The following is a 12,936-nucleotide window of genomic DNA, read 5'->3' on the forward strand; positions in this document are numbered from 1 at the left end:
CTCAGAAGTTGAAGTAGATGAAGGCGCTGACGGCCTGGCGCGCCGAGTTGACGACCACCAGGAAGACCGCCAGGCAGACGGCCACGGTGCCGCCGATCTCCCGCCAGCCCGCCGAGGCGGCAAAGCGCGCATGCACCGCGTCGCCGAGGCGGTTGCTGTTGGGCGCCAGCACGGCCAGGGCCGCCAGCATCGCGCACCACAGCCAGCCCACCAGGGGTTGCAGGCCGGCGTTCCACAGCAGCACCGCCTCCGGCGCGCCGGCTCGCGTGCCGGCCATCGCACCCAGCATGCGCCAGGCGCCGTCCAGCGACACGGCGCGGAAGAACACCCAGGCGAGCACCACCGCAAGCATGGTCAGCGCCCAGCCCAGCACGACACCCAGGCCGGCCAGCGGCCGCGGCATGGCCAGCCCCAGGCGGCCCTGCAGCGCGCGCCAGCCGTGGTTGACCATCAGGTACAGGCCATGCAGGCTGCCCCAGAGGACGAACGACCAGCTCGCGCCATGCCACAGCCCGCCGAGGACCATGGTCGCGGCCAGGTTGAGGTAGCGGCGCACGGGACCCTTGCGGTTGCCGCCCAGCGGCACGTAGAGGTAGTCCCGCAGGAAGGTGGACAGCGAGATGTGCCAGCGCCGCCAGAACTCGCTGATGCTGGCCGATTTGTAGGGCGAGTCGAAGTTGAAGGGCAGCCGGATGTTGAACATCCAGGACAGGCCGATCGCCATGTCGGAGTAGCCGGAGAAGTCGAAGTACAGCTGCAGCGTATAGGCCAGCGCGCCCAGCCAGGCCTCGGCCCCGCGCGGCACCATGCCGGCGTCGGCGCCGTTGAAGACGGCGTCCGCGAACGGCGCGATGCCGTCGGCCAGCACGATCTTCTTGAACAGCCCCAGCGCGAAGATGGCGCAGCCGCCGAAGAACTTCGCCGCGTCGAACCGGTAGGACGACGGCTGCGAGAACTGCGGCATCATCTGCGCGTGGTGCAGCACCGGCCCCGCGATCAGGTGCGGGAAGAAGGTGACGAACAGGCCGTAGTGGATCGGCCGGACCTCATGCACCTTGCCCTGCCAGGTGTCCACGAGGAAGGCGATCTGCGTGAAGCTGTAGAACGAGATGCCGATGGGCAGGATGATGCCGAGCGCGCCCCAGTGCGCACCGAACAGCGCCGCCAGGTTCTCGACGAAGAAGTTCGCGTACTTGAAGTAGGCGAGCAGGCCCAGGTTGAAGACCAGCCCGGCCACCAGCCAGGTTTTGCCGCGCGCCATGCGCTGGTCGCGCCGCGCCGCCTGGATGGCCGCGCCGATGCAGAAGTTGACGGCGATCGACACCAGCAGCAGCAGCGTGAACTCGGGCATCCAGTACCCGTAGAAGAACACCGAGGCCGCGAACAGCCATGCCGCCGCCGCGTCCATCGAACGCCTGCCGATCCCGTAGTAGCCGATCAGGACGATGGGCAGGAACAGGAAGGCAAACGTCGACGTCGTGAAGAGCATGGGCGCGGCGCGGCAGGCGTCAGAGGCGCCAGAGGCGGAAGCCTGCGTCCTGCAGCGCGGCGGCGTTGAAGGCCGCCTTCACGTCGATGAAGGCGCCGCCCTTGGCAAGCTTGCTGCCGATGTCGTCGATCGACAGCGCCGCGTACTCGCGGTGCGACACGGCGGCGACGATGGCGTCGGCCTGCGGCAGCTCGGCGAACGGCAGCAGGCGCACGCCGTACTCGTGCAAGGCCTCTTCGGCTTCGGCCTGCGCGTCGGTCACGAAGATCTCGACGCCGTAGGTCTTCAGCTCGTTGATGATGTCGATGACCTTGGAGTTGCGCAGGTCGCCGCAGTTCTCCTTGAAGGTCAGGCCCAGCACGTTGACCTTGGCGCCCTTGATCGGGCAGCCGCTGGCGATCATCTGCTTGATGGTCTGCTCGGCGATGAACTTGCCCATGCCGTCGTTGATGCGGCGGCCGGCCAGGATGACCTGCGGGTGGTAGCCCAGCATGTCGGCCTTGTGGGTCAGGTAGTACGGGTCCACGCCGATGCAGTGGCCGCCGACCAGGCCCGGCTTGAACTTCAGGAAGTTCCACTTCGTGCCGGCGGCCTCCAGCACCTCGGAGGTGTCGATGCCGAGCTTGTCAAAGATGATGGACAGCTCGTTCATCAGCGCGATGTTCAGGTCGCGCTGCGTGTTCTCGATGACCTTGGCGGCCTCGGCGGCCTTGATGCTGGACGCGCGATGCACGCCGGGGATGATGATCTTCTCGTAGACCTGGGCGACCTTGTCGAGCGTCTCGGGCGTGTCGCCGGAGACGATCTTCAGGATCTTGGTCAGCGTGTGTTCCTTGTCGCCCGGGTTGATGCGCTCGGGGCTGTAGCCGACGAAGAAGTCCTGCTTCCACTTCAGGCCGGACTCGCGCTCCAGCACGGGGATGCAGACCTCCTCGGTCGCGCCGGGGTAGACGGTGCTCTCGTAGACGACGATCGCGCCCTTCTTCATGTGCCGGCCGACACTCGTGGACGAGCCGATCAGCGGGCGGAAGTCGGGGATGTGGGCGTCGTCCACCGGCGTGGGCACGGCGACGATGATGACGTCGGCCTCGGCCAGCATCTTCGGGTCGTCGGTGTAGACGGCATGCTTGGCGGCCTGCACCTCGTCGTCCGTCAGCTCGCGGCTGGGGTCGGTGCCGCGCTGGCAGGCCTCGACCTTGCTCTTGGCGATGTCGAAGCCGATGGTGCGGATCTGCTTGCCGAACTCCACCACCAGGGGCAGGCCCACATAGCCCAGGCCGATGACTGCGATCGTGTTCATGTCGATTTCCGTTTGCTTGTGAATCTCAAAGGCGCGTGATTGTCAGGGCCGGCGACCGGCGCCGTGGTCGCGCACGCCCCTCAAAGTGGTGTCCAGCACCGCCCAGTGCCTGTGCAAAAAGTCGCGCAACAGCGCGTCATCCGCACCGGCGGCCGCCTTGTCGGCGTAGACGATGACGACGGCCGCGTCGTCGCCCTGCCCCAGCAGGCGGCGCCAGGCGCCGTAGAGCTTGGCCTGCCAGTCGCTCGTGAAGGGGCGGCCGTCGATCCAGTAGACCTGCCAGACGCGCAGCCGCGGCGCGCCGCTGCCGTCGCCGTGGACGGCGCTCAGCGCCTGGCCGCGCAGCTCCGCCGTGCGCCAGGCCTGGCCATCGACGCTCCCCGTCCCGGAGGCGGTGCGCGACCAGACCTTGTCCTCTTCGCTGTTGACCAGTTCGTTGACCGAGGTGACGAGCTGGCGGCCGGCGCGCTGGTCGCGGTAGTAGCCGATGTAGACGCCCACCGACGCGCCGGCCTCGGGTTCGCCGCGCCGGTAGTGGCCGTGCAGCGCCGCCGCCGGGTTCACGAAGTGGGGCGCCCAGGTGCTCAGCGGCTCCGCCACCCAGGCCTGGCCGGGCAGGGCCGGCGCGGCGAGCCGGGGCTGGCCGTGCGCGCCGGCCTGCTGCACCTGCGCGCGCAGGCCGGCGGGCAGCGCCACGGCCAGCAGCGCGGCCGCCAGCGCCATGGTGGCGCGCCGCGGCGAGGCGCCGGCCCCGGCGCCGGCCGGCGGCGCGGGCACCGGCTCGGGATCGGGGTCGGACCAGCGCGCGCCGATCATGAACATCGCCAGCATGATGATGCCGAAGAACACCCAGCCGTAGATGAGGTGGTCCACGCCCACGGCCAGCTTGTTGCCCGACAGGTGGCCCAGCATGACGATCATGTAGGCGCGCAGCCAGTTGGCGACCAGCGGCGTGACGATGGCCACGGCGACGAAGGCCCAGCGCTTGGCCAGGCCGCGGTAGTTCAGGTACGCGAACAGCGTGCCCACCATGACCGAGGCCATCAGGTAGCGGATGCCGCTGCAGGCCTCGACGACCGACCACGAGCCCGTCGGGATGACGAACTCCGTGCCCTCCCGGAACACCGGGATGCCCGACGCGCGCACGGCCAGCACGGCGAAGTCTGCGGTGCGCTCCACCAGCCACGGCGTCAGGAAGTCGCCGAAGGGCACGGCGAAGAACAGAAAGCCCAGCGGGAAGGCGATACGCCGCGCCACCTCGGTGCCCAGCAGCGCCGGCACCATCAGCACGAGCATGCCGACGAACGCGAACTGCATCGCCGCGTTGACGGTGGCCAGGCTGCCCAGCAGCCACAGCAGGCCCAGCGGCAGCATGCCCCACAGCCAGCGCGGCGCCGGCAGCGGCTCGAGCACCGCGAGGTCGGCGCGCCGGCGCCAGACCAACCAGGCCGAGATGGGCGGCACGACCCAGGCATGGGCGAAGGTCTCGGAGCGCTCCCAGATCTCCACCATGGCCGCGCCGGTGTCGAAGTACAGCGCCACGAGCAGCGCCCAGGCCCCAGCCAGCGCCAGCAACGGCAGCCGCCACGCAGTCCGTGCGGGGCTCATGCGGCCTCCAGGTGGCGGTCCAGGCCCGCCAGGTGGGCGTCCCAGCTGTAGGCGCCCAGCACGAAGTCGCGGGCCGCGCGGCCGGCGGCGTCCGCGGCCTCGCGGTCGGCGAGCAGCGCGCCGACGCGCTGGACGTAGTCGTCCTCGGTGTCGGCGGGCAGCAGACCGGCCGGCGCCGCAGCCGCGATCGCGCGCACGCAGCTGCCGGCCGCGACGACGGGCCGCGCCATCGCCATGGCCTCCAGCACCTTGTTCTGGATGCCGCGCGCCAGCCGCAGCGGCGCGACGACGGCGGCCGCGTGCTGCAGGAAGGGGCGCACGTCGGGCACGGTGCCGGTCACGTTGACGGCCTCGCCGGCCAGCGCCTGCACGGCCGGCGCCGGGCTGCGGCCGACGATGTGGAAGCGCAGCGCCGGAAAGCGCTGGCGCAGCGCCGGCAGCATGTCGCGGACGAACCAGCCCACCGCGTCGACGTTGGGCCAGTAGTCCATCGCGCCGGTGAACACCAGCGGCAGCTCGCCCGCCGCGAAGGGGCTGGCGCGGGCGGCGTCCGGCATGAAGAAATCGGCATCGACGCCATTGCCCAGCGCGGCCAGCCGCAGCTCTCGGCCCGGGCTCAGCGCGCGGAACAGCGCGACCTCGTTGTCGGTGACGAAGAAGCTGCACGCGGCGTCCCGCGCCACGCGCTGCTCGAAGCCCAGCAGCTTCTCGAACTCGCGCCGGTACAGCCACGACAGCGGCCAGGCATGCTCCGGCGCGTAGTCGCGCCATTTGGCGGAGTCGACGTCGACGAAGTCCACCAGCCGGCGCAGGCCCGGCGGCGCGTACTGCGCCATCACGCCGCTGAAGACGACGGCGGCGTCGAAGCCCACGCGGGCCGCCGCCTCGTCCACCCAGGCGCGCAGGCCGGCGTCGCGGTAGTAGGGCAGGCTCAGCGCCTCGCCGCTGAGCAGGCCGCGCAGGCTCAGCAGCTTGGCCGTGCGCGGGTTCAGCCGCGCGGCGTGCAGGCCGGCGCACAGCGCGCGCACGCGCGGCAGATGCTGCTCGTCGTCGGGGTCGTCGATGAAGGTGCCCAGGTGCACCTCGTGGCGCGCCGCCAGGTGCTTGAGCAAATGGTAGGAGCGCACCTTGTCGCCCTTGTTGGGCGGGTACGGCAGGCGGTGGACGAGGTAGAGGATCTTCATGTCAGCGCCCGGCCGCCCGACGGCGCTGGCGCACCGCCTCGGCGGGCAGCGGACGGAGAGCGCGTGGGAGCGTCACGGTCCGCCCTCACCCGAGGTTCCTGACGATGAACGGCCCCAGCCAGTTCACGAAGCCGCGCGGCAGCTTGCGCCAGGTCTTGATCATCAGCTGGTACTTGGGGTTGTTCGGGTTGTTCTGGGGAACGGCGTCGCGCTTGAACAGCCGGTACTCGTAGGACAGCGGCTGCGGCTCGAAGCCCCAGTTCTTCTTGAACGCATAGGGCCCGGTGCCCTGCTTGCTGCGGCCGTAGTCGAACACCTTGAGCCCGCGCGCGCAGGCGCGGCGCATCAGCTCCCAGTACTTGAAGTCGTTGGCGGCGAGGTCGCGCGCGGCCTCGTCGTCGCCCGCGTAATAGGGCAGCACCTCGTCGCGGAAATAAAAGCTCAGCACCGTGGACAGCGGCTGGCCGTCGGGCGCGCTGACGGTCAGCACCTCGGCGTCGGCGCCGAACTCGTCGAGCAGGGCCTGGAAGTATTTCTTCGGCATCGCCGGCGTGCCGTGGCGGTGGACGTTGTCGGCATACAGCGCGAAGAAGCGCTCCACGCCCGGGTCGATCTCGGCGCGCAACTCGTTCTTGATGCCCTTGCGCACCATCGCGCGCTGCTTGCGCGGGATGGCCAGCATGTTGGCCTCCTCGTCGGGCAGGATTTCCTTGCGGAAGGTGACGTAGAGGTCCTGGCGCGGCCAGTCGGCATGGCGGGCGGCGCCGAGGTAGCGGTATTCCAGGTGCTCGGCGCCCAGGCCGCGGGCGATCTTCTCGGCCTCGGCCTCCAGCGCCGCGGCGGCCTCGTCGTTCAGCGCCACGACGCCGCCGTAGACGGCGAAGGGCAGGCTCGCCACCGAGTGGCCGAACAGCCGGCTCCTGACCTCGGCCAGCGGCAGCACGCCCTCGATGGCGCCGTCGCGCTCGGCGTAGAGGAAGAAGCCCGCGTGGCCGAACACCGACTCGATGACGCGCAGCCAGCCGCTGCGGTGGAAGAAGGTGGCCTGCGGGTGCGCGAGGACGAAGGCGTCCCAGCGCGCGGACAAGGCTCGGTCCTGCGCGGCGAGCCGCGCAATGCGCAAATCGGTGCTCATGTCAGGCGGGGTTCGACAAGGACTGCCCGCGGCTCGGGCTGGTGGCGCGGCCGAGGAAGATCTCGTCCATGCGGCCCCAGCGGAAGTCGCCCAGCAGCCGCGCGATGCGGCCGTGCGTGCGGGGGATGTTGACGTAGTGGCGGAAGCGCGTCTTCGCGTCGATGCCGGGCACGCGGGGCTGCTCGGTGTCGATCTCCCAGGGGTGGAAGTAGAAGACCGCGGGCTCGCCGTCGACCTGGTTGACGCGCCGGATCATCCAGCGCGACAGCGCATAGGGCAGCAGCCGGAAGTAGCCGCCGCCGCTGCTGGGCAGGTTGCGCGAGCCCATGCGCAGCGTCGTCACCGGGATCTCCAGCAGGCCGTCGCGCACCGGGTAGGCGAAGCGCGGCGAGTCGGGCATGCCGTAGTGGTCGTGCGCGATGGGGTAGACGCTGCTGGAGTAGCGGTAGCCGGCGTCGCGCAGCACGTCGAAGGCCCAGAGGTTGCCCTTGCCGATCGAGAAGCTCGGCGCGCGGTAGCCGACGACGGCGACGCCGCCCAGGTCTTCGAGCAGTTTCTTGGCGCGGGCCACGTCGTCCAGGAAGGCGGCCGGGCTCAGGTCGCTGGCGCGCTCGTGGCCGTAGCCGTGGCTGGCCAGCTCATGGCCGCCGTCGACGATGGCGCGGACCACCCGCGGATGGCGCTCGGCGATCCAGCCGAGCGTGAAGAAGGTCGCCCGCACCTGCTTGTCGGCGAGCAGGGCCAGGATGCGGTCGATGTTGCGCTCGACGCGGCACTCTAGGCCGTTCCAGTCGTCGCGCCGGATGTAGGGCGCGAACGCGGAGACCTGGAAATAGTCCTCCACGTCGATGCTCATCGCATTGCGCAGGGCGGGGGTCGGGGTGGGCATCAACATGTCAGTCGTCCTGGCTCGGGTCATGAAAACGCGGGCCGGCGCCTTGGCTGGCCGGCCGGGCGGGCACGCGTTCTGCGGGGCAAGGTTTCATGGCTGTTTGACCGCATCCACCAGCTTCTGCAGCAGCGCCAGCGTCTGCAGGTTGATGCGCTCGAGCCGCATCACGCTGCGCTCCAGGCGCTGCAGGCGGTCGGCATCGTGGCCGGCGCTGAGCGCGGCGATCTCGCCGGACAGGCCCTCGGCCTCGGCCAGGCCCAGCTTCAGCCGCGCCACGTCGAGCGCGCCGGGCGCGCTGTCCAGCGCGGCCGGGCGGCTGTCGGCCAGCCGGGCGGGCATACTGTCCAGCGGGCTGGCGTCGGTGTGGCGCGGCGTTTCGCTTTCCTGCGCGATGTCGCGCAGCACTTCCTTCACGTCGGCCAGCGTCAGCTGCGTGCGGCCCTGCATGAAGCCCAGCAGCAGCAGGCGGTCGCACAGCCGGTTGATGCGGCGCGGGATGCCGTTGCTGGCCTTGTGGATGGCGGGGAAGGCGTCGTGGTCGAAGGTGGGCTTGCCGGTGGAGCCGGCGCACTTCAGGCGGTGCTCGATGTAGCGCTGGGTCTCGTCCTCGTCCAGCGGGCCGATGTGGCAGGTGGCCGCGACGCGCTGGCGGAACTGCTCCATCTCGGGCTTCTGCAGGATGCTGCGGAACTCCGGCTGGCCGACCAGGAAGGTCTGCAGCAGCGACTGGTTGGCGAACTGGAAGTTGGACAGCATGCGCAACTCCTCCACCGCGCGCGCGGTCAGGTTCTGCGCCTCGTCGACGATCAGCAGGCAGCGCTTGCCCTGCGTGACCTGGTTGACGAAGAAGGCCTCCAGCGTCATCAGCAGCTCGGACTTGGGCGCGTCCTTCACGCGCACGCCGAAGGCCGCGCCCACCATGCGCAGCGTGTCGTCGGCGTCGAGCTGGGTGGTGACGACGTTGCCGATGACGACGTTGCTGCGGTTCAGGCTGTCCAGCAGGCCGCGCAGCAGCGTGGTCTTGCCGGCGCCGATCTCGCCGGTGATGACGATGAAGCCGTCGTTGCGCAGCACGCCGTAGTCCAGGTAGGCCTTGGCCCGGCGGTGCTGCTTGCTGCCGAAATAGAAGTTGGGGTCCGGGCTGAGCTGGAAGGGCTTGCTGCTCAGGCCGTAGAAGGCTTCGTACATGTCAGTTTTCCATGGCGCGGCGTGGCCTCAGAACTGCTGGGTCAGGCTGGCGTACACCGCGTTCTCGGTGTACGGCGCCGTACCTTCGAAGCGGCTGTGGCGCGCGCCCAGCTGCGCATTCAGGCGCGGCGCGAGGCGGGCGTTGCAGTTGGCGGTCCAGCTGGTCAGCGTCATGGCCTGGCTGGCGAGGTCGCCGGCCGACTGCTGGCGCGCCGCCGTCAGCGACAGGCCCCACAGCGGCGTGAGCTGGTGGCTGGCCGTCAGCGAGTAGCTGCGCTGCTCGACGCGCGAGGTGTTGGCCAGGTCGCCCTGGTTCAGGTTCTCGCCCAGCCGGCTCGTGACGGTGCGGATGGCCTGCAGCGACAGGCTGCTGCGCACGCCCTGCAGCGTGACGCCCAGCATCTGGCTGTGGACCTGGCTGGGCCCGGCCGACAGGAAGCCGCCCGCCACCGACGCGTCCGGCGACAGGCCCTGCGACTGCAGGTAGGCGCGCACCAGCAGGTCGCGCTGGACCGGGTCGGGCTCCAGCGACGCAAACAGCTGGTAGAACTGGTCGTAGTTGCTGCGCACGCCGCCGGCCGCGCCGATGTTGCCGAGGGTGATGTTGCGCGTGTCGGACAGGTGCCAGACCGAGCGCGCCGTGCGGTGCTGCACCGACAGCGCGTGGCTGTCGCCATAGTCGTGGTGCTGCCAGTCGGCGCCGAGGCTGGTGCGCGGCGACGGGGTCCATTGCACGGACATGCCGCCGGTCACGCCGTCCTGGCTGCCGCCGCCCAGGTAGTCGTTGCGCTCCTGGCCGACGCTGGCGGTGAACAGCCAGTCCACGTCCGGCCGGTAGTTCAGGCCCGCTTTCGCAAAATCGTTGCGGTTGCCGCTGCGCCCGCCGGCGGACTTGTGCCGCTGGGTGCTCGCCAGCAGCCACCAGCCGGCCACGCCCGGATCGCGCTGGCTGACGCGCAGCGACCCGCCCGTGCCATGGCTGTCGCCCAGGGTGGCGCCGCGCACCGCGGTGCGCGTGGCGTCGCCGCGCAGCTCGTAGCTGGCCACCGGGCCGAGGAAGCCGCGCAGCAGCGGCGACACGGCCAACGTCCGCGTCTCGTGCTGGTTGGCGTTGACCAGGTTGGACACGGCACCCCGCGACCCCAGCGTGGGCGTGCTCTGCAGGCCGAAGGCCGAGCCGCTCTGCTGGCCGATGTTGGCCCGCGCGTCGACGAACAGCGTGTCGCCGATCACCTCCGCCCGCAGGTTGGCCGCCAGCGAGTTCTGCAGCTGCGACGGCGCGTCGGACTTCAGGTAGGCGATGCCGTACAGCGAATAGTCCAGGCTGCCGCGCACCGCGCCGGCATTGCTGAGCAGGCTGATGCCGGGCGCCAGCGTCGTGATCAGCGCCGCATCCTTGTTCCGGTCGTCCAGGCGCAGGTTGTCCGTCCAGGTCTGCATCAGGCTGACCCGGGGCTGCAGGGCCCAGCCGCGCGAAACGCCGCCGGCCCCTTCCCCTTGCTGCGCCTGCGCGCCGCCCGCCGCGATGGCGAGCAGCGCGGCCGCCGCGATGGCGGCCGGGCCGGGCTCAGCTCTGCGCCGGTTCATTGCCACCGTAGCCGTAACCGTAGCCATACCCATACCCGTAGCCATACCCGTAGCCGTAGCCACCGGCCGCGTTCGGGCTGGCCTGGTTGAGCAGCATCATCTTGACGGGACAGGTCTCGATGGCCGCCAGCGCCTGCTGGACCGCGCTCTGCGGGGTCTTCTCGGCATGCACGACGACGATGATTTGCCCCATGTGCGAGGCCAGCACGCGCGACTCGGTCGTCAGCAGCAGCGGCGGCGAGTCGAAGATGATGATGCGGTCCGGGTAGCGCTTGGCCATGTCGTCCAGCAGCTGGCGCATCGCGTCGCTGGCGAGCAGCTCCGTCGCCCGGGCGTGCGGCGTGCCGCTGGGCAGGATGGTCAGCTTCTCGACGTTGGTGCGCAGCAGCACCTCGGACATGTCGACGCGCTCCTCCAGCACGTCCAGCAGGCCGGGGCCCTGCGGCAGGCCCAGCATGCGCAGCACCGAGGGCCGGGCCACGTCGGCGTCGACCAGCATCACCGTGTTGTCCAGCTCGGCGGCGATGCTCAGCGCCAGGTTGACGGACGTGAAGCTCTTGCCCTCGCCCGCCAGCGCGCTGGTCACCATCAGCAGGTTGGCGTGGTTGATGGTCGCCGCGCCCTTGCCCATCGCGTTCTTGATGAGCGGCCGCTTGATGACCCGGTACTGGTCCGCCGTCTGCGAGCGCGGCGCGTGCGGCATCAGGAAGCCCTGCGCCGCCAGCGCCACCACGTCCAGCTCGACGCGCTTGGAGGACACGCTGGACCCGTCGTCCTTCGCGGCCACCAGCCCGACGGGCTTGGGCGCCGCCTGCGGCGCCACGGCGGCCGGGGCCACGGGCGGCGCGGCCTGCGCAGGGGCCGCCTGCTCGTCGCCCGGCAGCACGATGCCCGCCTGGCGCAATTGCTCCAGCCGCTGGGCGGCCTGTTCGATCAAGCTCGACATGTCAAACCACCTGCCGGCTGAGCTGCACGGCCAATATCGTCAGTGCGATTGCAAACATCACCAGCAGCCCGCCCGCACCGGCCGAGAAGCGGATCAGGTCCACGCGCTGGCGCGCGCGGTCGGCGTCGGTCACCAGCCGCGTCACCACGCCCAGGATGGGCAGCTCGACGCGGGCGCGCAAGTCGTTGGCATCGTGGAAGACCGGCCGGAGCTGGCTGGCCGCGAAGGTCGTGAACACGCCGATGCCCAGCGCCGCCGCCATCGCGCCGGCGAGCAGCAGCAGGCGGTTGGGCGCCACCGGCTTGGGGTTGGCGCGCGGCGGGTCGATGACGCGGAAGTCCGCGATGCCGGACGCCACGTCCAGCTCGCCCGAGATCGACGCCTGCTCGCGGCGCTGCACCAGGTCTTCGTAGTTGCGCTTCTGGATCGCGTAGTCGCGGTTCAACTGCGCCGCCTCGGCCTCGATCTGCGGCGCGGTCTTCAAGGCCGCCATCGCCTGCGCATAGCGCGCCGAATACTCGTCGACGCGGGCCCGCAGCGCCGCCACCTGCACCTCCGACGTCGCCAGCACGCGCGCCATCTCCTGCATGGTGGCCGAGCCGCCCTGCGTGCCGGCGACCGACGGCACGTTCATCGCCGCCTTGCGCAGCTCGGCGACCTCGCGCTTGCGCTGGTCTTCGAGATCCTTGATGAGCTTCTTGGTCGTGATGATGTCGGGGTGCTGGTCGGTGAAGCGCTGCGACAGCGCATCCAGGTTGCGGCGGTGCTCCGCGATCCGCGCGTCGAGCTCCGGCGTGCTGATGTTCATCGCCGACTCCTGCATCAGGCTCTGCGCCGTCGTCTGGCCGCCGCCGCGCCGCTCCGCGTCCAGCTGCGCCTTGGCCGCGTCGCGCGCGTTCACCGCCTCGCGGTACTCCAGGCGCGCGCGCTCCAGCAGCCCGCTGATCTCGGCGATGTGCGCCGCCGTGTCCTTGCTGCCGTCGCCGCCCATGGCGGCCAGGTTCTTCAGCCGGAACTCCTTGAGCCGCGTCTCGGCCTCCTCGAGCTTGGTCTCGTAGGTCTTGATCTGTTCGTTGATGAAGGCGGTGGCGGTCGAGGTGTCCTTGCGGCTCGTGCTGAGGCTGGACTCCACGAAGATGGAGACCAGCGACTGCACCACGCGCTTGGCCGTTTCCGGATCCCTGTCGCGGTAGCCGAGGATGTAGAGGTTGTCGCGGCCCACGCTCTGGATGGACAGGCTGCGGGTCACCGTCTCGATCAGCGCCTCCTGCTGGGCCTTGGTCTGGTTCTTCAGGTCCAGGTCGGCCATGCGCACCAGCTTCTCGACGTTGGGGCGGCTGATCAGCGTGCGGCTCAGCATCGTCACCTGCTGCTCCACGTTGGGCTGCACCGTCAGGCCCGACATCAGCGGCTTCAGGATGGACTGCGTGTCGACGTAGATGCGCGCGCTGGCCTCGTAGCGGTCGGGCAGCACGAACACCACCACGGCGCCCACCAGCCCCGCCACCCAGGCCACGGCCAGCCCCGCCCAGCGGTATTTCCACATCCGCCGCACGACGATCAGCAGCTGGGCAATCAACGATTCCATCGTGAGAAGTCTCTGTGAA

10 protein-coding genes are annotated in these 12,936 nt (G+C 70.3%); all 10 read right to left on the reverse strand.

Annotation, left to right across the window (positions count from 1 at the left end):
• Position 1: 1 nt before the first annotated feature.
• Complete coding sequence (locus QM788_RS17320) at positions 2 to 1,489, reverse strand: MBOAT family O-acyltransferase (protein WP_415662697.1); 1,488 nt, start codon at positions 1,487 to 1,489, stop codon at positions 2 to 4.
• Between the two features lie 19 nt (positions 1,490 to 1,508).
• Positions 1,509 to 2,789, reverse strand: a complete 1,281-nt coding sequence (locus QM788_RS17325; protein ID WP_415662698.1) for a nucleotide sugar dehydrogenase — start codon at positions 2,787 to 2,789, stop codon at positions 1,509 to 1,511.
• A 42-nt stretch (positions 2,790 to 2,831) separates the two neighbouring features.
• Positions 2,832 to 4,397: an exosortase A gene (xrtA, locus tag QM788_RS17330; protein WP_415662699.1), complete on the reverse strand. Its 1,566-nt coding sequence runs from the start codon at positions 4,395 to 4,397 to the stop codon at positions 2,832 to 2,834.
• Entirely contained in the window at positions 4,394 to 5,581 is a 1,188-nt protein-coding gene (locus QM788_RS17335; RefSeq protein ID WP_415662700.1) for a TIGR03087 family PEP-CTERM/XrtA system glycosyltransferase, read from the reverse strand. Before QM788_RS17335 ends, xrtA begins: the two co-directional genes overlap by 4 nt.
• 85 nt (positions 5,582 to 5,666) lie before the next feature.
• Entirely contained in the window at positions 5,667 to 6,716 is a 1,050-nt protein-coding gene (locus QM788_RS17340) for a FemAB family XrtA/PEP-CTERM system-associated protein (RefSeq protein WP_415662701.1), read from the reverse strand.
• A gap of 1 nt (position 6,717) precedes the next feature.
• The gene (locus QM788_RS17345; RefSeq protein ID WP_415662702.1) at positions 6,718 to 7,611 is read right to left on the reverse strand and encodes an XrtA system polysaccharide deacetylase; all 894 of its coding nucleotides are present in this window, start codon (positions 7,609 to 7,611) and stop codon (positions 6,718 to 6,720) included.
• A gap of 87 nt (positions 7,612 to 7,698) precedes the next feature.
• The gene (locus QM788_RS17350) at positions 7,699 to 8,796 is read right to left on the reverse strand and encodes an XrtA/PEP-CTERM system-associated ATPase (RefSeq protein WP_415662703.1); all 1,098 of its coding nucleotides are present in this window, start codon (positions 8,794 to 8,796) and stop codon (positions 7,699 to 7,701) included.
• 27 nt (positions 8,797 to 8,823) lie between these two features.
• Positions 8,824 to 10,383, reverse strand: coding sequence for a TIGR03016 family PEP-CTERM system-associated outer membrane protein (locus QM788_RS17355; protein ID WP_415662704.1), 1,560 nt, complete (start codon positions 10,381 to 10,383; stop codon positions 8,824 to 8,826).
• Positions 10,364 to 11,329 (reverse strand): XrtA-associated tyrosine autokinase, encoded by a 966-nt coding sequence (locus tag QM788_RS17360; protein WP_415662705.1) that lies wholly within the window; start codon positions 11,327 to 11,329, stop codon positions 10,364 to 10,366. Before QM788_RS17360 ends, QM788_RS17355 begins: the two co-directional genes overlap by 20 nt.
• 1 nt (position 11,330) lies before the next feature.
• Positions 11,331 to 12,917, reverse strand: a complete 1,587-nt coding sequence (locus QM788_RS17365; protein WP_415662706.1) for an XrtA system polysaccharide chain length determinant — start codon at positions 12,915 to 12,917, stop codon at positions 11,331 to 11,333.
• Positions 12,918 to 12,936: the final 19 nt, after the last annotated feature.

It is taken from the genome of Roseateles sp., assembly GCF_047654785.1.
GTDB lineage: Bacteria > Pseudomonadota > Gammaproteobacteria > Burkholderiales > Burkholderiaceae_C > Pelomonas.

Excerpts from the sequence above, each read along its gene's own strand:
- xrtA (WP_415662699.1), bottom strand. The coding sequence starts at position 4,397 with ATGAGCCCCGCACGGACTGCGTGGCGGCTGCCGTTGCTGGCGCTGGCT.
- QM788_RS17350 (WP_415662703.1), bottom strand. The coding sequence starts at position 8,796 with ATGTACGAAGCCTTCTACGGCCTGAGCAGCAAGCCCTTCCAGCTCAGC.
- QM788_RS17320 (WP_415662697.1), bottom strand. The coding sequence starts at position 1,489 with ATGCTCTTCACGACGTCGACGTTTGCCTTCCTGTTCCTGCCCATCGTC.
- QM788_RS17365 (WP_415662706.1), bottom strand. The coding sequence starts at position 12,917 with ATGGAATCGTTGATTGCCCAGCTGCTGATCGTCGTGCGGCGGATGTGG.
- QM788_RS17340 (WP_415662701.1), bottom strand. The coding sequence starts at position 6,716 with ATGAGCACCGATTTGCGCATTGCGCGGCTCGCCGCGCAGGACCGAGCC.
- QM788_RS17360 (WP_415662705.1), bottom strand. The coding sequence starts at position 11,329 with ATGTCGAGCTTGATCGAACAGGCCGCCCAGCGGCTGGAGCAATTGCGC.
- QM788_RS17355 (WP_415662704.1), bottom strand. The coding sequence starts at position 10,383 with ATGAACCGGCGCAGAGCTGAGCCCGGCCCGGCCGCCATCGCGGCGGCC.
- QM788_RS17325 (WP_415662698.1), bottom strand. The coding sequence starts at position 2,789 with ATGAACACGATCGCAGTCATCGGCCTGGGCTATGTGGGCCTGCCCCTG.
- QM788_RS17345 (WP_415662702.1), bottom strand. The coding sequence starts at position 7,611 with ATGTTGATGCCCACCCCGACCCCCGCCCTGCGCAATGCGATGAGCATC.
- QM788_RS17335 (WP_415662700.1), bottom strand. The coding sequence starts at position 5,581 with ATGAAGATCCTCTACCTCGTCCACCGCCTGCCGTACCCGCCCAACAAG.